Source organism: Acidovorax sp. 99 (genome assembly GCF_003096455.1).
In the GTDB taxonomy this organism is placed as follows: Bacteria; Pseudomonadota; Gammaproteobacteria; order Burkholderiales; family Burkholderiaceae_C; genus Acidovorax; species Acidovorax delafieldii.
The window spans coordinates 72717-94105 of the sequence record NZ_QEKU01000001.1 but is presented as its reverse complement, the minus strand read 5'-3'; the positions used below and the strand labels follow the sequence as shown (position 1 = coordinate 94105).

The window sequence follows — 21389 nt, the reverse complement described above, 5'->3', positions numbered from 1 at the left end:
TGCTTTGCGCTCAACCAGTGCAGTCAGTTGATGTTGGCGGGGTGGCCATGAAAAGGCCTGTCTTGATCGGCGGCGGCTTGGCCGTACTGGTACTGGTTGTCGTGTTCTTCGCCGGCTGGGCTGTAGGAGGGCGGGACGGCTCTGTGGCGGTGGGATCTGTCCCACAGTCGACCACGGGTTTGCCGGCTCGGTCGGAGCCACCGGGCTCGGCCGGTAGTTTGTCGGGCTTTGCGAGTGAGCCGCCTTCGTCGATGACTCCCCAGATTGCCGGGACGCAGGCGCCTGCTGCTGTGGTTCCGATCACGGCTGACGAACGCCGCAAGCGTTTGGCCCAGGTGCGCTCTGACATTTCGGCCATGATGGCTAGCGGAGCACTCGGCTCACCCGAGAAGGCGCTCCCGCTTATCAACGAGCTGGAGCAACTGTCGCAGGGGAGTGCCGATCCACGCTATTTCCAGGCGCTTCGGAGCATGCTGGATAGCACAACCAAGGTCCAGGCGCTTAGCGCGGAACTCCAGAAGATATCGGGAAGCTCAAAGCCCGAGGACATTGCGCGTCGCCAGGAGGTACTGAGTCAGTTGCAGCAGCTCAGCACACGCATCAGTGCGGAGGCCGCCGATCTGCAATCCGGCGCGCGGCGCGCAGCCAACGCGGGGAAGTCGTGATGACTGGTGCAAGGTTGCAATTGCTTCAAAGGCGTGGTCGCAAATCGCAGGCGGGCCTGTCGATGATTGAGTTGTCCGTAGCGTTGGTCGTGGCGGGACTTTTGTCCTGGGCCTCGTTCAGCGCTTATGAGACTATCTCCCAGCAGCAGCAGATCGAGAGAGGTCGCGCACAGGCGCAACAGTTGCAGTCAATATTGCGTGCTTTTGCGTTGCGCAATGGGCGCCTGCCGTGTCCCGACGTAAGCGCTGTGGCAACCGGGTACGAGTCGTTCACTGCGGGGGCTTGTTCGAGTGGAAACCAGCTGGGTTGGTTTCCCTACGTGAGCCTCGGGCTTGAAATTCCTACCCAGGAGCTGCGAGCGCGCTATGCCGTATTTCGCGCCTCCAACGCCAATGTCTTGCTGGACGCAGACCTTGCCGTTTCCAAAGAACGCACCGGTGACTCCGTCAGCGAGGCCAATTATCTGGATGTCACCGACTTGATCGCGGCGCTGGTGAATGCATCTGCACTCCCTTTGTCGACCGCGCGGGCCTACCTGACGGGGGATGGAGGGGCCGCTGGGGCCATTGATTGCGTTTCCAACGCAGTTATGTCTGCTGCCTATTGGGTGGTTGTGCCATTGCAAGACCGCGACAACGATGGCAGCCGTCTGGACCCCCCCCACACGATGACCAGCCTCTGTGCAGCCAGCCCTTCTGCTCCGTTGCGGTTTGCCTCCGATGACGTGGTCGTGGCCGAGTCACCGGCACAGCTGGCTGGCTGGTTGCGTGCGAGTCTGCCGTAGCCGAATTCGGGACTGATAACTCATGTTCATGTTGATACTTGCCGTTGCTCAGCTTATGCCGAAGCCGTCGCAGACTGCTTCTGGCTCAGGCGCTGGCATTGTGGAACCGCAAGGGCAGACCCTCGGGGGGAGCCGTTTGCCTCAGGTGGCCAGTGAGTGCTGCGGTTTCTTTGGGGCTCGTTCACGCGGCTTTGGGATGGTGCAGGTCTTGCTCCTCATCGCCGTTCTGGCGGGCCTCGCGACCATGGGCTACTTGCAATGGCGCGAGCGGTCGGCGGTGGATTCTTCACGCCAGGAGCGGCAAGCGCTCTCGCAAGCAGACCGCGCCATTGTTACCTTTGCTACGGTAATGCGGCGGCTGCCTTGTCCTGACACCAACCGTGACGGTATCGAGGACTGTGGTGCTGCTGACCAGAAAGGCTGGTTGCCTTCCGTGTCGCTTCGTTTGGCCGGTGCAGACCCAGGCGTGGATGTGGGGCAGTTGCGCTATCTGGTTCAACGAGGCGGTGGGAAAAATGATCTGACCTTACTGGATGACGCCTGGCGGCCTCTCGAATATGACACCACGGGCAAGACATACGCCAGCATGCGTGCTACCACCGCGACCGGAGGGGATTACCAAGCAGATATTCTCACCTTGACGGACCTCTGCCAGCGCCTGGATGATGGGCGTACGACCCCATTTGCGATTGGCATGGCCGAAGTGCGGTCGTCGCCGGTACGCACCACTGCGTACGCGCTTGTCCACCCGGGTAACGATGACGCAGACGGAGACGGATCGCTCTTCGATGGGGCGAATGCGTCCGCCGACAGTGCCGTGGAAGATCCGACCCTTCGGCCTTTGCTGTCCCGTTACAACGACATCGTGCTGGAGCGTTCCTATGCGAGCCTTCTGGCCGGGCTGCACTGTGCTCCGCTGATCGACTCCATCAACACCGTGGCGTTGGCGCATGACGTGGTCTTGCAGGTGGATGACCTGAAGACCGGAAACATTGCTGCCGCAAAACAAGCTATCGTTTTTGCCGCGCTGGGGGCTGCGATCACGGCAGCGGATATGACGGGCACGATTCTGGGCGGAATTGCAGATGCCGGGAATGCGGCCGTAGAGTGGGCGCTCTGCGCCGCAACGCTGGGGCTTGCGGTAAACGCCTGCGCCGCGGCTCCGCAACATACCGCTGCCGTTGCGCTGACCGGCGGTGTGCTGTACGCCAACGGCGTCTCCGTGGGGCTGAACGTCGTGGCAGCCATCATGGCCGGCAATGCGCTGGCGCTGGCAGACAGTTCGGTGGATTCGTCCACTCTCACATGCCCATCCACTGATTACACGCAGGCACTCACCGCAGCAAAGAAGGAGTGGGACGACGCTGTGGCGGCTCGCGATGCGCTCATCACCAAAATCAATGACAAGACCAATGAGTTGAATGCAGCCAACATCGCGCGCACCAATGCCATCAACAATCTGGTGGCGCAGGTGCGCGCCGGTGGCAGCAGCACCAGCATTGACTCGCGCATACAGCCGGCTCTGGATGCGGCAACCACCTGGGAGTCCAGTTCGTTCTCCCTGAATGCAGCCACACAGCGCCGCGATAACTACCAAACGGCAGTGACGCAGTGGACCAACCAGGTGGCGACCTATGCTGACATGCTGGCCAACCGGACCACGCTGATCACCCAGCTCAATACGGACATCGCCGCGCTGGATGCCCAGATCGCTGCCACCACCGACCCCGCAGTGAAGGCCACGCTGCAAAAACAAAGGCTCGAGAAGACTTCGCAGCTCACGCTTCTGAACGACCCTGTTGCACTGCAAGGTGAATATGACAAGGCGGTCACCGAACGGAACAATGCGCAAGCCAACCTCAATGCAGCGCAGGCCGATCTGTCGGCGGCTCAAGCGAGCGTTGGGTCGGCGCAAACGAGTTTCCAAACGGCTTATTCCAACTTGCGCAATGCGGGGCGCTACACCATTTTTGTGGGGGCGTCACCTGCAGCGATTGGCTGCACGACCACAGCCAGCGGTGTTTGCCAAGCGGGCGACATCGTGACGTCTGGTGGTATCCAGGGGGCGTTGGTGGACCTCTTTGGCGGTTCATCAGTCAGCCCAGATCCGGATGCCAAGTACCTGAAGCCCATCAAGCTGCAGAGGGAGCTCAATGCCCTTCAGAGCCAGCTGGGCGAGGCCAACAAACGAGTGACTGATGCACAGAACATATACAACCAACTCAAGACCCAGGCTGACAATCCGCCCCCTTGCAACATCACTGGAAAGGGCGTGACACCCATGCCCCCTAGTGCTGCTTTGGATATCCTCATCAAGGTGGACCAGAAAGGGGGCACGCGATGAAGCGCTCCCTGCGGAAGGAGAATGGTTTCTCCATGGTGGAGTTGGCCGTGGTTCTTGCGATTGTCGGAATCATCGGTATTTTTGTATGGCGCTGGGTGGTGTCTACCCGTGAACCGATGCAGAGGCCTGCGATGTTGCGGCAGCTGGGCGAGGCGCAAGCGGCTGTGGAGGGCTTTGTGCTCGCGCATCACCGACTGCCTTGTCCGGCATCCAATTCGGGTGGCGGTGAAGCCTGCAGTGATCCCACCGCAGTGCGACTGCCTTGGAAAAGCCTGGGGTTGAGCAGCCCCTTTGGCCAACTTCACTACGGTGTCAATCGAGGCGGCAGCGTGGATCTTGCGGTTGCGCCAGTGGCGTCCGTGTCTCCAGACCTGAATATCGATTTCACGGACATGCCGGTGATACCGACATACCCTACGTTCTCGCCACCTATCGCGGCGTCGGCGACCGTCAACGCAGCCGCTGCTCGCGCAACGGCCGCCATCACGGCTGCCAGCGCGCGCCGTGTTGTGGCGAATGGACTGGATTGGTGCCATGGACTGCGTCGGTTTGCTGCCAACCCGGCAGCGGCCGGCATTCTGAGTGCTGGCAATGTGTCCGACAGCATGCCAGTTGCCTATATCTTGGTTCATCCGGGAGAGAACAATCAGTTTGACGGCAATAACGCAGTGGGGGCCAGCGCCACCTGGCGATTCGATTTCCCGGGACGGCCGCAAGACGCAAGCTATGACGACTTGACTGTCGCTGTGGGGGCTTCGGATCTGGATGCACGCATTGGATGCGTGGGACGGCTGAGTGAAATGCAGGCCACTGCACAAGGGGCTTACGCGGCGTACGACAGTGCGCGCGTCATGCAGGAATATTGGTCGTTGCGTGTGTTCGACATCACCGCGGCAGAGTCTGCCGTGCAGTCGGCAGAGTCGGGAGTTGCCACAGCGGCCCTGGCCCTGGCGGTGGCCACTGCTAGCGGTGTGATCAGCATTGCATCTGCGGCCAACTCGGAAGGGGTCACCGCTTTTGTGGTGGGTATTGCTGCAGCCAACTTGGCGGTGGCCATTGCCCAAACCGTGTATGCGGCCAAGGCGTTGGACGAAGCAAAGGCTGCACTGCAGGTGGCTAAAGAAAAGCAGGCGGCCACCGATGCCTACGCTGCAAAGGTGTACGACACGTTTACGCAGGCACTGTCCAGTGCCACCAAGCTGGATGTGAAGGGACTCAACCCATGAAGCGCAGCATGCAAGGGTTCACCCTGGTCGAGGTTTCGGTCATCCTGCTTGCGCTGGGTTTGATATTGCCCGGTGCTATTGTCTTCTGGCAGCTTTCGGAACGTCAGCGCGTCACCACTGTGCAGGTGGATGTTCAGCAGCAAACACGCGATGCCCTGGTGGGTTATCTGCACTCGAACTATCGCCTTCCCTGCCCCGCTGCGGATACAGCAGGTGTGGAGTCATGCACCGAGGGCGGTGGCTTGCGCCAGGTGGGCTTCGTTCCATGGCGCACGCTGGGACTTCCCCGGCCGGAGGCGGGTGCTTTGCGCTACGGTGTCTACCGTGAACCATCGGCCACCCCGCATGAAGACAGGGATCTGGCCAGCGCCGTTGACCGCATGAATCCGCTGCGCGTGCGTACCCCCAACCCCAAGCCGCAGAACCAGGACGCGCCTAACGGAAAGGCGCCTCCAATCCCTTCCGTGTCCACGGTTCAGTTGGGGATGACTCAGTCCGGCAACGACGCTGCTCCTCTGAACACTGCGTGCAACGCTGCTGATAGCCCACCTTGTCCACTGGGTGTTGCGAGGGCGGTTAACCTGGTGGATGTATGTCTCGCGCTGAACACCGCCAATGACGCGTTGGTTGCACCTGCGGGTCGGTTGGGCGCGAAGATGCTGGGAACCCGGCGCTCGATAGCCTTTGCCCTGGTTGCTCCCGGCATGCTGGACGCAGACGGCGACGGCAAGGCTTTCGACGGTGCGAATGCCACTGCCAGTTCGGCAGATCCTACCTTCGAGGCACCAGGTACCGTTGCGACCAGCATCTATGACGACTCTGTGGTGGCACCCAGCCATGCGGAACTCTTTGGCGAACTGCACTGTGGCGCTGCGTTGTCTGCCATATCGCATGCGCATTTCAACGCAGCCACGGGTGCGTTCGTCATGGAGCGGGCTTTGTATGACTACCGAGACCAGTTGTTCGTGGCCGTCAAACTGGCAGAAGCTAACGAGGCAGCCGCCTTTGCAGGGGTTGCCGGTGCCGCGGCTGGCGTTTTGAGTGCGGCCAAGGAGATGGTGTCAGCCACTGCGGACACCACGATGAGCGCTGGCGCCCGGGCTGTGCAAATCGGACTGGCTGCCGCAGGCATCGTGGCGGCCGCTGTGGGTGCGGGCTTGTCCGTGGTGACGACGGGGCTGGCAACAGCTGCACTGATCGAGGCCAAGCAGGTGCACTCGGACTTCGCTACGCGAACCACTGCCATGACGGAACTCGCCATCTCTATCAACAACAACACGCTGAAGGCGGATGCCATTGGCTATTGAGACCTTTCGGTCAAAGAGCGACATACCATGACAACGAAACCAACGAACTATGGGGTTATGCCTGCGAGGCGGCAGCGCGGCTTTTCGCTTCTTGAATTGAGCATTGCGTTGGTCGTGATTGGCCTCGTACTGGGTGCGGTGGCGGTAGGACGGGACTTGCAGCGGTCTGCTGCCAACCAGCGTCTGTCCACCGACTTCATCCAGGGGTGGCAACTGGCTTACGAGGCATTCTTCAACGGTGTGGGCTACCCTCCCGGTGACAACCCCACCAATCCCACGGGCCGAGTCAATGGCAACAGTGTCACGCCGGGCTCGGAGCTGTGTGGCGACGCGATGATCAACGCCTTTCTGGCAGCCGGTATTCGTTTACCTGCGGGGCGTACAGAAGGGCAGCAGGACCGTTATGTGTACCTCGACAGCAACGGGAACCCGCAGGAAGCGCGGGTGTGTTTCCAGAGCGTGAATTGGGCGGAGCCTGATGTCACCGTTGGCAACTATGTCACACGTTCCCGCAACGTGATGGTTATTCGTGGTGCCACGTTCTCGTTGGCGGCTGCATTGGACCAGCAGATTGATGGCAACAGCGACGCACGGTTCGGGCGTCTTCGCGACGTTTCCCTTGCGAACGACGTCACGGCCAATACGCCCGGCAAAATCTGGCCTATCGACGACCGCATGGCGTTTGGTAGCACTACGCCCACGTCGCTGGATGAATCGCAGGTCGCCATCACCACCGCGCTCTTTAAGATGATGCGCTGACTCTCGGACCATACCCGGCATGGCGCCACAACCGGGCCTTCTTTCGGCCTACATGCGCCAGGCCGGATGGGGTTAATGAGTCACATGCCTGCCAGCTGAAACCGCTGGTCAAAGTTCATCTTGCCCAGCACGCGCAGCGCCGCGTTGCGGGTGGCGTTGTCCACCTTGCTGATGTCCAGGCTGTAGCGCTTGGCGGTGGACACCACGTCCACACACTTGTGACCCCATTGCACCGCCACGAGCAGGGCGGGGCGCTGGCCTGCCTCGGCGCCGACTGATACGCCGCGCTGCTCGGGCCGCAGCATGAATTCGAGGTGGGGGGTGCGCACCAGGGTGAGGCGGTCGGCACCTTGCGGACCCAGGGCGAACGAGACCACCCAGTCGTCTTCGTCTTCCACCATCACAAACGGAACATGCTGGGGTGCGGCCATGGTGCTGGGCGTTGGGGTTGTAAGGCGGGGCGGGTGGACCGCCGTGGTGCATCGCCCGGAGTGCGGGCGGGCGCCAGTATGCCGCTGCAAGTGCTGTGCCTGCTGCGGGAGAACCCGAGGTTGGGCCTTTCCAACGCGCGGTGTCGGTGTCAGCCCGGTGCAAGGCTGGCGCGGTGTGTGCTGGGTTGTGCGATGCAGTGTGGTCGGGCGAGGGGGCTGCACGCCGGGTTTGGGGTCAGGGTTTTGATAACAATCGGCCTGTGCGCTAGTTCGGTATGTCTTTGTAGCTATTGTTTGGATAGCATTTTTGGCCGCGATGGCCTCCCTGCCACGGCGGTCGCCAAGCCCGTGGCCAGTTGGCCCACGGTGCGCAGCGCTGGTTCCAGCCGTCCCTGCGCTGGATGCCCGTAGTTGATGCGTACGCAGTGCGCAAACCGCTGGTCGGCCGAGAAGATCTGCCCGGGCGCGATGCTAATGCCCTGCTGCAGTGCCAGTCGGTGCAGTTCCAGCGCGTTCACTTCAGGCGGCAGCTCCACCCACAAGAAGTACCCACCCTCAGGCCGCGATACGCGGGTGCCGGGTGGGAAGTGCTGCGCTAGGGCCGCCAGGGCCATCGCCTGCTGCTCGGCCAGGCTGCGGCGCAGCTGGCGCAGGTGCCGGTCGTAGCCGCCCTGGGCCAGGTATTCCGACAGCGCCTGCTGTGACGGCGTGGCGGTCGACAGCGTGGTCATGAGCTTGAGCCGCTGCACCGCCGTCGCAAACCGGCCCGCCGCCACCCAGCCCACGCGGTAGCCGGGCGCCAGGCTTTTGCTGAACGAGCTGCAGTGCATCACCAGCCCTTCGGTATCAAACGCCTTGGCTGGGGGCGGGCGCTGGGGGCCAAAGTGCAGCTCGCCATACACGTCGTCCTCGATCAGCGGCACGCCGTGGCGCGCCAGCAGGGCGACCAGCTCGCGCTTCTTGTCCTCGGGCATCAGGCTGCCCAGCGGGTTCTGAAAACTGGGCATGAGCCAGCAGGCCTTGATGGGCTGGTGGGGCTTGTGCGAGGACTGGCGCTCCAGCGCCTCGGCCAGCGCGGTCAGGTCAATGCCATCGCGCGGGTGGGTGGCGACTTCCAGCGCCTGCAGGTTCAGCCGCTCCAGGGCCTGTAACGCGGCGTAGAAGGTGGGCGATTCGACCACCACCACGTCGCCGGGCTGGGTGACGGCCTCCAGGCAGAGGTTGAGCGCCTCCATGGCCCCGTTGGTGATGATGATTTCTTCAACATCCACCGCCATGCCGTGCACGCCGTAGCGCAGTGCAATCTGCTGGCGCAGGCGTTCGTCGCCGGGCGGCAGGCTTTGCACGATGGTCCACGGGTCGAGCTTGCGCAGGCCGCTGCCCAGGCAGCGCGCCAGGCGCTCCAGTGGAAACAGCTCCAGCCCTGGAAAGGCCGAGCCCAGCGGCACCAGGTCGCGGTCGCGCGCCAGGCCCAGCACCTCGAACACCAGGTCGCTGATGGCCACGCCGGTGGAGGTGGCGGCGGGCTGCGAGGGCTGGGGCTCCGCGGGTCGAACCTCGGCCGTACCCGGTAGCCGGGCGCTGACGTAGTAGCCCGAGCGCGGGCGCGCATGGATCAGGCCCTGGGCCTCCAGCAGGTAATACGCCTCGAACACGGTGGACGGGCTGATGCCCCGTGTGCGGCTGGCCTCGCGCACTGAGGGCACGCGGTCGCCAGGGCGCAGTGCGCCGCTGTGGATGAGCTGGGCGATGGCGTCGGCGTGGCGTTCGTAGCGCTTCATGGGCAGGGCGAGGTTGATGCAGGGCAAACTGATCTGTATTTTTAACTCGAAACTGAATCTGTACTGTTTTTATGGTCGGGCGTAGAGTGGCGGACTGTGTGGGCGCACGCCCACCGACTGTTTCCCCAGAGATAAAAAGCCATGATCGATTGCCTGCGCAGCCTGCTGCGCCCCGTTGCCTTCCTGCCTGCGGCCGCTGCCGTGCTGGCGCTGGCCTTGAGCGCTGGCGCTGTGGCCCAGACCGTGCCTGCCAGCACCACCCCTGCAACCCCGGTGGCCACTGCATCCACTGCGGCCGCGGTGCCCGTGTCTTCCATGTCTTCACGCGTGCTGGCCTGCACCGCCTGCCACGGCAAGGAAGGCCGTGCCACGCCCGATGGCTACTTTCCGCGCATTGCGGGCAAGCCGGCGGGCTATCTGGCCAACCAGCTGCTCAACTTTCGGGACGGGCGGCGCAGCTACCCGCAGATGGGCTACCTCATCGAGCACCTGACGGACGATTACCTGCGCGAGATGGCCGAGCACTTTGCCGCGCTCGACTTGCCGTACCCACCGCCGCCTGCACCACAAGCACCCGCTGCCGCGCTGGAGCAGGGCCGCCAGCTGGTTCAGCAGGGCGACGCGGCGCGCCGCATTCCCGCCTGCGTGGCCTGCCACGGTGCGGCCATGACGGGCGTGGCACCGTCCATCCCCGGCCTGCTGGGCCTGCCGCGTGACTACCTCAACAGCCAGCTGGGCGCCTGGAAGACCGGCCAGCGCCGCGCGCATGTGCCCGACTGCATGGCCGATATTGCCCGCCAGCTCACGCCCGATGACGTGAGCGCTGTCTCGGCCTGGCTGGCCGCCCAGCCCGTGGCGGCGGGTGGCAAGCCGGCCCGCACGCTGCCCGCCGCCATGCCGGCGCGCTGCGGCGGTGTGGCGGAGGTTCCCGTCGCTGCTGCAGCGGCACGCTGAGAAGGGATGCACCGATGAAACGCATCCTCTGGACGATTTCTTCCGTTCTGGCCGCCTTGGGCATTGCGGCAGCACTGCTGATCAGCCTGAACCTGCGTGGCGAAGAGCCTCTGCCCGCCACCGAGACGCTGCAATCCACGCCCGTGCTGGTGCAGCGCGGCGAATACCTGGCCCGCGTCGGCAACTGCATGGCCTGCCACACCACCCAGGGCGGCGCGCCGTTTGCAGGCGGGCGCGGCATCGAGACGCCGTTTGGCGTGGTGCACAGCTCCAACCTCACGCCCGACAGGGTGCAAGGCATTGGCAGCTGGACCTCGGCCGAGTTCTGGCGCGCCATGCACCATGGCCGCAGCAAGGACGGGCGGCTGCTGTACCCGGCCTTCCCGTACCCCAACTACACGCAGGTGACGCGCGAGGATTCGGACGCCATCTTTGCCTATCTGCAAAGCGTGCCCGCTGCGCCAGATACCAACCGCGCCCATGCGCTGCGTTTTCCGTACAACACGCAGGCGGCATTGGCCGTGTGGCGTGCGCTGTTCTTCGCACCCGGAACGCCTCCCACCGAACCCACGCAGACGGCTGAATACAACCGGGGCGCCTATCTGGTCAACGGCCTGGGCCACTGCACCGCCTGCCACACGCCCCGCAATGCACTGGGCGCCACGACGGACGCCAAGGCCTTCACCGGCGGATTGATCCCGGTGCAGAACTGGTATGCCCCCGCACTCAATGCGGCGCACGAGGCGGGCGTGAAGGAGTGGCGCACCGACGACGTGGTGGCACTGCTCAAGACGGGCGTGGCCCCGCAGGGCTCGGTGCTGGGCCCCATGGCGGAGGTGGTGTTTCGCAGCACGCAGTACCTGAGCGACGCCGATGCGCGCGCCATGGCCGTGTACCTGCAGGGCCTGCCGCAGCAGGATCGCAAGGCGCCTGCCACCGTGGCCGCCCCCCCGGCCAGCGCGATGGCGCGGGGCGGCAAGGTGTACGAGCAGCAGTGCGCGCAGTGCCACGGCGACCGGGGGCAGGGCGAACCCGGCGCGTTTCCGGCACTGGCGGGCAACCGCGCCATCACGCTGGCCGATCCCACCAACCTGGTGCGCGTGGTGCTGCAGGGCGGCTACCTGCCCGCCACCGCAGGCAACCCGCGTCCGCACGGCATGCCGCCGTTTCAGCAGACCTTGTCGGACGAGGAGGTGGCGGAGGTCACCACGTTTGTGCGCAACAGCTGGGGCAACCAGGCGCCAGGTGTGGGTACCATCGAGGTCTATCGCGCGCGTGAGCGCCGCGGCATGTAGCGCCAGGCCCGGGGCCCGCGCCCGCCGCCCCGCAGCGCGGCCCTCCAGGAGCCCTTTTGATGTCCAGTCCCGCCGCACTGCCCGAACCCACCCCCACGAGCCCTGGTGCCGCCACGCCCAGCGGCTGGTGGGCCGTGTGCCTGTGTGCAGCGTGGTGTGGCACCTGCGGCATTTATCGCCCCTTGTTCGACGAATTGGCCCGTGCACACCCGGACGTGCGGTTTGAATGGGTGGACATCGAAGACGAATCCGATCTGGTCGGGGACCTGGATGTGGAAACCTTTCCCACCCTGCTGATTGCCGACGGCGAGCGAGCCCTGTTCCTGGGCCCGTTGTTGCCGCAGGCGCCAGTGCTCACGCGGTTGTTGACCAGCCTGCAGGCGGCAGCGCCCGGCAGTGCCGGGGCGGGGGACGAGGCCCAGAGCGTTTTCGAGCGGGTGCGCGCAGGACGCCGCGCCTAGCGGGCGGGCTTGCGGGCTGGCAGCGGTGGTTACCGCACCTTCGTCCACATCTTGAATACTCTTTTTTTGATAGCTGACGGCGCATGATTCACTAGCGCTACAGCCACTTTTGCTCGAAATCTGTGTCCACACCCCATCCACCCTGGTTCCCGCTCAACTCGCTGCAGGCCCAGTGCGACAAGGGCACCTGGGAGCGGGGCATGGAGCTGTACCGCCAGGCAGATGTGGTGCGCGTGGGGCTCCAGCAACAGGCCGAGGGCCGCTGGGCCTTGGCGGGTGAAGTGCAGGGCAGCTCGCCCGATCCGTACGAAGTGTCCGTGCAACTGGTACTTGCGCCCAATGGCCAGGTCAAGCAATGGTCGGGCGATTGCAGTTGCCCCGTGGGGGCAGATTGCAAGCACGCTGTGGCCCTGACCCTGGAGGCCGCGCACCGCGACCCGGCGCAGGGCCCGTCGTCCACGCGGGCCGCCGATGCGCTCAAGACCATGCAGGAGCGCAAAGAGGCCCTGGCGCGCGCCGAGGCCGAGGCGCGGCTGGTGCACTGGCTGCAGGAGTGGGACCGCGCTCTGGGCGGTGCTGTGCCGCAGGAGCCAGTCGCACGACCGGGGCGGCCCGAGTGTTATCTCTATCTTGTCTCTACCGTAGGGCGGGCGCGCACCAGCGTGCCGCAGTTGCAGCTGGAGGCCGTGGTGTCGTACCCCAAGCTCACGGGGGGGTGGGCCAAGCCGCAACAGATCCGCACCCAGCCCGCGCCCGGCCAGGCGGTGTACGACCGCGCCAGCGACGCCGACCGCCAGGTGCTGCAGCTGCTGCGTGCCATGCCCCGCAGCGTGGGGTACTACTCGGCCTACAGCGTCGCGCCCATTGGGGTGCTGGAGGGTGCGGTGGGCTTGCTGGCGCTGGAGCAGGCTGCGGCCACAGGCCGCCTGTTTGTGGATGCGGGTGGGTCCACCGTGGGTGAGCCTTTGCGATGGGGCGGCGACCCGTTGCCGATCACGCGGGCATGGCAGGCGTCTACGCCTGCGCAAGGCGGCGAGGCTGTCTGGGGGCTACAGGCACAGCTGCCGGGCGACACCGCCATGCTGTGCGACAACCACCCGCCGCTGTACCTGGACGCCGTCCAGGGCGTTTGCGGCCCGGTGCACGCGGAGGGCCTGAGCCCGGCCCAGGTGGCCATGCTGTTCAAGGCGCCCGCGCTCACTGCTGCGGCCCTGCAAAAGCACCATGCCGAGGTGGTGCGCCGCATTGACGGCGTGTTGCCGTTGCCTCCGGCGCTGGGGCCGCTCACGCAGGTGCGGGGGCTGAAGCCCGTGGCGCGCTTGCATTTGGCACCGTCGCCTGCCGACAGGGTGGCCGAAATGGGGCTCATCACCGCGCAGTTGCGGTTTGACTACCAGGGCCATGTGGGCTGGTGGGCTGGGCAGGAACTGGCGGTGCTGGTGCCCGGTGCCGACGGCGGCCAGGTGCTGCTGCAGCGCGATGCGGTGGCTGAACGCCATGCCGTCGAGCGTCTGGAAGGTCTGGGTCTCCTGGCCACTGACGACGGCCTGTTCGGCATCCCTGGTGAGCGTGCGCAGGACGACTGGATGCATTGGGCGGACAACGGCTTTGCAGGGCTGTGCGAAGCGGGTTTTGATGTGACGCTGGACGCGGCGCTGCATGGCTGGGTGCAACACGCCGACCGACTGGATGTGGTGCTGCAGCCTGAGGGGGATGACGCGACCACATCGCCCTGGTTTGCGCTGTCGCTGGGCATGGAGATCGATGGCGTGCGCCACAACGTCCTGCCCTGGCTGCCCGATCTGATTGCCGCCGCGGCGGCGCAGCCGCTGGACCCTGCGACGGGCTTGCCCCAGCTGCCGGAACATGTCTACATGCCGTCGTTGACCGGTGCCGGGTTTGTGCGCCTGCCGACAGATACCCTGCGGCCCTGGATGGCAGCGCTGCTCGATCTCGCGGGCGACCGCGCGCGTGACTTCAACGCCGACCGCCTGAAGCTCTCGCGCCTGGACGCCCTGCGCACCAGTGCTGCGCTGGGCGAGGGCGCGGTGTGGCAGGGCGCCGGTGCCTTGCGCGACATGCTGGCCCAGCTGCGGGGCGCCAGCGCCTTGCCCGAGGTGCCGCTGCCCGCCAGCGTGCGTGCCACGCTGCGGCCCTACCAGCAGCAAGGCCTGAACTGGCTGCAGTTTTTGCGGGCCCACGGCCTGGCTGGTGTGCTGGCCGACGACATGGGCCTGGGCAAGACCCTGCAGACCCTGGCGCACATCCAGGTCGAAAAAGACGCTGGGCGGCTGACGTGCCCTGCGCTGGTCATTGCGCCCGTGAGCCTGATGGGCAACTGGCAGCGCGAGGCCGCTCGCTTTTGCCCGGGCCTGCGGTGCCTGGTGCTGCATGGCGCGGATCGCCATGAAGTGGCCGATGAAGTCACCGAGCACGACCTGGTCATCGCGCCGTATTCACTGCTGCAACGCGACCGAGACCGCTGGCTGGCGCACCAGTGGCACCTGATGGTGCTGGACGAGGCCCAGAACATCAAGAACGCCAGCAGCCAGGCCGCACAGGTGGTCAGCGAACTGCAGGCGCGCCACCGGCTGTGCTTGTCGGGTACGCCCATGGAAAACCACCTGGGCGAGGTCTGGAGCCTGTTTCACTTCTTGATGCCGGGCTTTTTGGGCAGCCAAACGCGCTTCAAGGAGGTGTTTCGTACGCCCATCGAAAAGCAGGGCGACGGCGCGCGCATGGCCCAGTTGCGCGCCCGCATCACCCCCTTCATGCTGCGGCGGACCAAGGCGCTGGTGGCAGGGGAGCTGCCGCCCAAGGTCGAATCGGTCATGCCTGTGGAGCTGACCGGCGCGCAGGCGGACCTGTACGAAACCATCCGCCTGGGCATGGAGAAGACCGTGCGCGAAGCGCTGCAGTCTAAGGGGCTGGCGCCATCGCAGATCACCATCCTGGATGCGCTGCTCAAGCTGCGGCAGGTGTGCTGCCACCCGCAACTGGTGCCGCTGGACGCAGCCAAGGCCGTGGAGACCTCGGCCAAGCTGGACCATTTGATGACGCTGCTGCCCGAAATGTTGGCCGAGGGGCGGCGCATTTTGCTGTTCTCGCAGTTCACCAGCATGCTCAGGCTGATAGAGACCGAGCTGAAAAAGCGCGACCTGCCCTGGGTCAAGCTCACGGGGCAGAGCCAAAAGCGCGACGCGATCATCGAGCAGTTCACCAGTGGTCAAGTGCCTTTGTTTCTCATCAGCCTCAAGGCGGGCGGGGTGGGGCTGAACCTGCCGCAGGCCGACACGGTGATCCATTTCGACCCTTGGTGGAACCCAGCGGTGGAAAACCAGGCCACCGACCGCGCCCACCGCATGGGTCAGACGCAGAGCGTGTGGGTGATCAAGCTGGTGGCGCGGGGGACGATCGAGGAGCGCATCCTGGCCCTGCAGGAGCGCAAGGCGCAGCTGGCGGGCAGCCTGTACAGCGGAGCTGCTGCCCGCAAGGAGCCGCTCTTCACCGAAAGCGATCTGGCAGAACTGCTGCAGCCGCTATCACTGTCATAGCTGCTGGTGCAGGTTGGACAAGCGCGTGGTGCCATCGAGGCAGGGCACCGCCCGGAGGGCCGCATGGACGCTGGCTTGGGCGTCCTGCCTGAGCGTGTTGACAACAGTTTTCCCTGTCTGCGCCTTTGCAAATCAACACTTTGCACGCTACAATACGAATCTCACGACCAAACGGGCGGGTACCAACCGCCCGTTTTTTTTGGTCGAACGCTTTTGGAGCTCGAAGCTGTCGGGGAAGAGTCTCCGGGGGTTATCGGGTTTTTTGTTTTGGATTTGCGCAAATGCGGGGGCACAAGCAGTGCTCCCGGTGGGCAGGCTGGTGGCTTGGTCCTGATTGGCGCAAGTTGTGTGGTTTATCCGGGATTGAACTGAACACGTGGCATTGCAGCAAGTCGTTGAACAAATTGTGACGGGACTGGGATATGACCTGGTGGAGATCGAGCGCTCTGCCGGCGGCCTGTTGCGCGTCACCATCGACTTGCCTTGGGTGCAGCCGGCCGCTGACGCACCCCAGCCCGTGATCGAGCAGTTCGTGACGGTCGAGGATTGCGAGAAGGTCACCCGCCAGCTGCAGTTTGCGCTGGAGGTCGATGGCGTCGAGTACAAGCGCCTCGAAGTGTCATCCCCTGGTATCGACCGGCCCTTGCGCCACGAGCAAGACTTCGTGCGCTTTGAAGGCTCTGTCATCGACATCACCCTGAAGGCGCCCATCGGCGCCGCAGCAGCGGGAGGCCAGGTCAACGCCACCCGCAAGAAATTTCGCGGCACGCTGGAGCGGGCCGAGGCCGGAGGCTGGCAGATCGTCTGGAGCGACGAGCCGCCGGTCAAGCCAGGACAAAGAGTTAGCAAGAAACGCGTGCCCGCCCCGTTGCAGGCGATGGGCTTCACCTTGGACGAATGCCGGGATGTGCGCCTTGCGCCGATCGTGGACTTCAAGGGGCGCGCAGGCAAGGCCGGGGCTGCACCTGCCTGATTTGCTGCTGAAAATTGTGGGGTGGGTGGCTGCAGTGCGTTGCCTTGCCCTCGGGTGATTGAAAACAGGAGAGTCGTCGCATGAATCGCGAATTGTTGATGTTGGTTGAGGCCATTTCGCGCGAAAAGAACGTGGAGCGTGATGTGGTCTTGGGCGCCGTGGAGTCGGCCCTGGCCCAGGCTACCAAGAAGCTGTACCAGGGCGAGGTGGACATTCGCGTGTCCGTGGATCGCGACAGCGGCAACTACGAGACTTTCCGTCGCTGGCTGGTGGTGCCCGACGATGCGGGCCTGCAAAACCCCGAAGCCGAAGAGCTGCTGATGGATGCGAAGGATCGCATCCCAGACATCGAAGTCGGCGAGTACATCGAAGAGGGTGTCGAGTCGGTGCCTATCGGTCGCATCGGCGCCATGGCTGCCAAGCAGGTCATCCTGCAGAAGATCCGCGACGCTGAGCGGGAAATGTTGCTCAACGACTTCATGTCGCGCGGCGAGAAGATCTTCACCGGCACCGTCAAGCGCATGGACAAGGGCGACATCATTGTCGAGTCCGGCCGCGTGGAAGGCCGTCTGCGCCGCAGCGAAATGATCCCCAAGGAAAACCTGCGCAGCGGCGACCGCGTGCGGGCCATGATCATGGAAGTGGACCTGACGCTGCGCGGCGCTCCCATCATCCTGTCGCGTTCGGCGCCCGAGTTCATGATCGAACTCTTCCGCCAGGAAGTGCCCGAGATCGAGCAAGGCCTGCTGGAGATCAAATCCTGCGCCCGTGACCCCGGCTCGCGTGCCAAGATCGCCGTGCTGTCCCATGACAAGCGCGTGGACCCCATCGGCACCTGCGTCGGCGTGCGTGGCACCCGTGTGAATGCGGTGACCAACGAGCTTGCTGGCGAGCGCGTGGACATCGTGCTGTGGTCCGAAGACCCCGCACAGTTCGTGATTGGCGCGCTGGCTCCGGCCAACGTGTCCTCCATCGTGGTCGATGAAGAAAAGCACGCCATGGATGTGGTCGTGGACGAGGAAAACCTCGCCATCGCCATCGGCCGTGGCGGTCAAAACGTGCGCCTGGCGTCCGACCTGACCGGCTGGAAGATCAACATCATGGACGCCGCTGAAAGCGCGCAAAAGCAGGCCAACGAGACCGATACGGCCCGCAAGCTGTTCATGGAAAAGCTCGATGTGGACGAGGAAATCGCCGACATCCTGATCTCCGAAGGCTTCAACAGCCTCGAAGAAGTGGCCTACGTTCCCCTGCAGGAAATGCTGGAGATCGAAAGCTTCGATGAAGACACCGTCAACGAGCTGCGGGCCCGTGCCAAGGACGCGCTGCTCACCATGGAAATTGCCCGTGAGGAAAGCGTGGAAGAGGTCTCCCAGGACCTGCGCGACCTCGAAGGCCTCACCCCTGAGCTGATTGCCAAATTGGCCGAAGGCGGTGTGCACACACGTGACGACCTGGCCGATCTGGCCATTGATGAACTGACCGACCTGACCGGACAGTCTGAAGAGGAAGCCAAAGCCTTGATCATGAAGGCGCGCGAACACTGGTTCGCGGGGCAAGAGTAAAGGTCAGGGAGGCACGAACCACATATGTCCAGTAACACTGTCGCCGAGTTCGCTACCGAACTCAAAAAATCGCCTGAAACCCTGCTCGACCAGCTCAAGGCTGCGGGCGTGGGCAAGGCTGCTCCCTCTGACGCGTTGACCGAGTCGGACAAGCAAAAGCTGCTTGCTTACCTGCAGGCCAGCCACGGCACGGCCTCGGCCGATCGCAAGAAGATCACGCTGGTCAAGAAGTCCACCAGCGAAATCAAGCAGGCGGACGCTACGGGCAAGGCCCGTACCATCCAGGTGGAAGTGCGCAAGAAGCGCACGTTCATTCAGCGCGACGAAGGTGCAGAGGCTGCTGCAGAGTCGCACGCCCCCGCGGCGGTGGAAGAACCCGCTGTGTCGAGTGAAGACCTAGAGCTGTCCCGCCGCGAGGAAGAAGCCCGCCGCCAGGCCGAGCTGATCCGCCGCCAGGAGGCGGAATTGGCCGAAAAACGTGCCGAGCGCGAAGCCCGCGAAAAGCGCGAGCGCGAAGCCGAAGAGCGTGCTGCCGCCTACGCTGCTCAGGAAGCCGAGAAGAAGGCCCAGGCTTCTGCCGTCAAGCAGGAAGCCACCCGCGAGCAGGCTGCCGAAGCCGCTGCGCGCACGGCAGCACAGAACGAAGCCCGCGAAAAGGCTGCTGCCGAATCCAAGGCCCGCTCTGACGAAGAAGCCGCCCGTGCGGCCGACTTGGATGCACGTCGCCGCAAGGCCGAGGCAGAAGCTGCCGCCATTCGCTCCATGATGGCCACGCCCAAGAAGGCGGTCATGGTCGCCAAGAAGCCCGAGGAACCCAAGCCAGTGGCCAAGCCTGCTGCCGTGGGCGACGCCAAGAAGGGCACGCTGCACAAGCCGGCAGTCGGTACTGGCGTGGCGCGCGCCGGTGCTCCCGCTGCTGCTGGAGCGGGCGCGGGTGCGCCTGGTGCTGGCAAGGAAGTGAAGTCGGCCAAGCTGTCCTCCAGCTGGGCCAATGACACGGCCAAGAAAAAAGAAATCAAGACCCGCGGCGACAGCAGCGGCGGTGTCGGTCGCAACAACTGGCGTGGTGGCCCGCGTGGCCGCCGTGGCGACAACCGCGACCACCGTGATGATCACCAGCAGGCCGCACCGGTCGAAGCACGCATCATCGAAGTGCATGTGCCCGAGACCATTACCGTGGCTGAACTGGCGCACAAGATGTCCATCAAGGCCAACGAGGTCATCAAGGCGCTGATGAAGATGGGCCAGATGGTCACCATCAACCAGCCGCTGGACCAGGACACGGCCATGATTGTGGTGGAAGAGCTGGGCCACAAGGCCGTCGTGGCTGCGCTGGACGACCCGGAAGCCTTCACCGACGAAGATGCAGGCCAGCAAAACGCAGAGCTGCTGCCGCGCGCTCCGGTCGTGACCGTGATGGGTCACGTGGACCATGGCAAGACCTCGCTGCTGGATTACATCCGCCGCGCCAAGGTGGCTGCGGGTGAAGCCGGTGGCATTACCCAGCACATCGGTGCCTACCACGTGGAAACGCCACGCGGCATGGTGTCGTTCCTCGACACCCCAGGTCACGAGGCTTTCACGGCCATGCGTGCCCGTGGTGCACAGGCCACCGACATCGTGATTCTGGTAGTGGCCGCCGATGACGGCGTCATGCCCCAGACCAAGGAAGCCATCAAGCACGCCAAGGCTGCTGGCGTACCGATCGTGGTGGCCATCACCAAGGCTGACAAGCCTGATGCCAACCCCGACCGCGTCAAGCAGGAGCTGGTGGTCGAAGAGGTGGTGCCTGAAGAATACGGTGGCGATTCGCCCTTTGTGCCCGTGTCCTCCAAGACCGGCATGGGCATCGACACCCTGCTGGAGCAAGTGCTGCTGCAGGCCGAAGTGCTGGAGCTCAAGGCGCCGGTGGATTCGCTGGCCAAGGGTCTCGTGATCGAAGCCCAGCTGGACAAGGGCCGCGGTCCTGTGGCCACGGTGCTGGTGCAGTCCGGTACGCTGAAGGTGGGCGATGTGGTGCTGGCTGGCCAGACCTATGGCCGCGTGCGCGCCATGCTGGACGAAAACGGCAAGGTCGCCAAGACGGCTGGTCCATCGATTCCTGTCGAAATCCAGGGTCTGACGGAAGTGCCGCAGGCGGGTGACGAATTCATGGTGTTGACGGACGAGCGCCGTGCCCGTGAGATCGCGACGTACCGTGCAGGCAAGTTCCGCAACACCAAGCTGGCCAAGCAGCAGGCAGCTAAGCTGGAAAACATGTTCGCCGACATGACGGCGGGTGAGGTCAAGACCCTGCCCATCATCGTCAAGGCGGACGTGCAAGGCTCGCAGGAAGCGCTGGCCCAGTCGCTGCTCAAGCTCTCGACCGACGAGGTCAAGGTGCAACTGGTGTACGCCGCTGTGGGCGCCATCAGCGAGTCCGACATCAACCTGGCGATCGCCTCCAAGGCCATCGTGATCGGCTTCAACGTGCGTGCCGATGCCGGTGCGCGCAAGCTGGCCGAAGGCAATGGCGTGGACCTGCATTACTACAGCATCATTTACGACGCTGTGGACGAGTTGCGTGTGGCGATGTCCGGCATGCTGGCTCCCGAGCAGCGCGAAGAAGTCATTGGTACGGCCGAGATCCGCACCGTGTTCGTGGCCTCCAAGATCGGTACTGTGGCGGGTTCGTACATCACGTCCGGCATGGTCCATCGCAACGCCAAGTTCCGTCTGCTGCGCGACAACGTGGTGGTCTACACCGGCGAAGTCGACTCGATCAAGCGCCTCAAGGACGATGTCAAGGATGTCAAGGAAGGCTTTGAGTGCGGTATCAAGCTCAAGAACTACAACGACATCAAGGAAGGCGATCAACTCGAGTTCTTTGACATCAAGGAAATCGCCCGGACGCTGTAAAGCCTCGGTGACGACGATATGGCTGCGAAGAAATCTTCCACCCCCAACCGCGCCTTCAAGGTGGCCGACCAGATCCAGCGTGATCTGACGGAGCTGATCGCGCGCGAGTTGAAAGACCCGCGCGTGGGCATGGTGACGCTGCAGGGCGTGGAGGTGACTCCCGACTACGCACATGCCAAGGTGTTCTTCAGCCTGTTGACGGGCGACCCTGTGGAAACGCAGGCGGCGCTCAACCAGGCGGCTGGGTTCCTGCGCAATGGCTTGTTCAAGCGCCTGCACATCCACACCGTGCCTACGCTGCATTTTGTGTTCGACCGCACCTCCGAGCGTGCGGCCGACATGAACGCCTTGATCGCCAAGGCGGTGTCTTCGCGCGCCAAAGAGGATTAGT

The 21389-nt window shown here is 64.2% G+C and carries 16 protein-coding genes; 14 read left to right on the top strand and 2 right to left on the bottom strand.

The window, feature by feature from the left end; all coding sequences use genetic code 11:
- The first annotated feature begins 251 nt into the window (after positions 1–251).
- From C8C95_RS00490 to C8C95_RS00465, 6 genes are all read left to right on the top strand, one after another.
- Positions 252–665: a hypothetical protein gene (locus C8C95_RS00490; RefSeq protein ID WP_133246188.1), complete on the top strand. Its 414-nt coding sequence runs from the start codon at positions 252–254 to the stop codon at positions 663–665.
- Positions 665–1450: a prepilin-type N-terminal cleavage/methylation domain-containing protein gene (locus C8C95_RS00485; protein ID WP_116747277.1), complete on the top strand. Its 786-nt coding sequence runs from the start codon at positions 665–667 to the stop codon at positions 1448–1450. Before C8C95_RS00490 ends, C8C95_RS00485 begins: the two co-directional genes overlap by 1 nt.
- Positions 1451–1694: 244 nt before the next feature.
- Complete coding sequence (locus C8C95_RS00480; protein WP_243415601.1) at positions 1695–3794, top strand: hypothetical protein; 2100 nt, start codon at positions 1695–1697, stop codon at positions 3792–3794.
- Positions 3791–5020 (top strand): type II secretion system protein, encoded by a 1230-nt coding sequence (locus C8C95_RS00475; protein WP_116747275.1) that lies wholly within the window; start codon positions 3791–3793, stop codon positions 5018–5020. The genes C8C95_RS00480 and C8C95_RS00475 overlap by 4 nt, the downstream gene beginning before the upstream one ends.
- Positions 5017–6327 (top strand): prepilin-type cleavage/methylation domain-containing protein, encoded by a 1311-nt coding sequence (locus C8C95_RS00470; RefSeq protein WP_116747274.1) that lies wholly within the window; start codon positions 5017–5019, stop codon positions 6325–6327. The genes C8C95_RS00475 and C8C95_RS00470 overlap by 4 nt, the downstream gene beginning before the upstream one ends.
- A gap of 27 nt (positions 6328–6354) precedes the next feature.
- A complete protein-coding gene (locus C8C95_RS00465; RefSeq protein ID WP_116747273.1) occupies positions 6355–7086 on the top strand; it encodes a prepilin-type N-terminal cleavage/methylation domain-containing protein in 732 nt (243 codons plus the stop codon).
- An 80-nt stretch (positions 7087–7166) separates the two neighbouring features.
- Here the strand turns inward: C8C95_RS00465 and C8C95_RS00460 are convergent, their stop codons facing one another.
- Positions 7167–7517, bottom strand: a complete 351-nt coding sequence (locus tag C8C95_RS00460; protein ID WP_116747272.1) for a hypothetical protein — start codon at positions 7515–7517, stop codon at positions 7167–7169.
- Positions 7518–7804: 287 nt separating this feature from the next.
- The gene (locus C8C95_RS00455) at positions 7805–9298 is read right to left on the bottom strand and encodes a PLP-dependent aminotransferase family protein (RefSeq protein ID WP_116750080.1); all 1494 of its coding nucleotides are present in this window, start codon (positions 9296–9298) and stop codon (positions 7805–7807) included.
- A 141-nt stretch (positions 9299–9439) separates the two neighbouring features.
- On the opposite strand from C8C95_RS00455, the gene C8C95_RS00450 reads away from it, so the two are divergent.
- The 8 genes from C8C95_RS00450 (at position 9440) to rbfA (ending at position 21388) form a co-directional block, all read left to right on the top strand.
- Complete coding sequence (locus C8C95_RS00450) at positions 9440–10252, top strand: c-type cytochrome (protein WP_116747271.1); 813 nt, start codon at positions 9440–9442, stop codon at positions 10250–10252.
- A gap of 14 nt (positions 10253–10266) precedes the next feature.
- Positions 10267–11547, top strand: a complete 1281-nt coding sequence (locus C8C95_RS00445; protein WP_116747270.1) for a cytochrome c — start codon at positions 10267–10269, stop codon at positions 11545–11547.
- A gap of 59 nt (positions 11548–11606) precedes the next feature.
- Positions 11607–12008, top strand: a complete 402-nt coding sequence (locus tag C8C95_RS00440) for a thioredoxin family protein (protein WP_116747269.1) — start codon at positions 11607–11609, stop codon at positions 12006–12008.
- Positions 12009–12208: 200 nt separating this feature from the next.
- Entirely contained in the window at positions 12209–15562 is a 3354-nt protein-coding gene (locus C8C95_RS00435) for a DEAD/DEAH box helicase (RefSeq protein WP_116750079.1), read from the top strand.
- A gap of 376 nt (positions 15563–15938) precedes the next feature.
- A complete protein-coding gene (gene rimP / locus C8C95_RS00430; protein WP_056063893.1) occupies positions 15939–16535 on the top strand; it encodes a ribosome maturation factor RimP in 597 nt (198 codons plus the stop codon).
- An 80-nt stretch (positions 16536–16615) separates the two neighbouring features.
- Positions 16616–18100, top strand: a complete 1485-nt coding sequence (gene nusA / locus C8C95_RS00425; protein ID WP_056063891.1) for a transcription termination factor NusA — start codon at positions 16616–16618, stop codon at positions 18098–18100.
- 24 nt (positions 18101–18124) lie between these two features.
- Positions 18125–20998, top strand: coding sequence for a translation initiation factor IF-2 (infB, locus tag C8C95_RS00420; protein WP_056746494.1), 2874 nt, complete (start codon positions 18125–18127; stop codon positions 20996–20998).
- Positions 20999–21016: 18 nt separating this feature from the next.
- The gene (rbfA, locus tag C8C95_RS00415) at positions 21017–21388 is read left to right on the top strand and encodes a 30S ribosome-binding factor RbfA (protein ID WP_008904004.1); all 372 of its coding nucleotides are present in this window, start codon (positions 21017–21019) and stop codon (positions 21386–21388) included.
- Position 21389 lies beyond the last annotated feature (1 nt).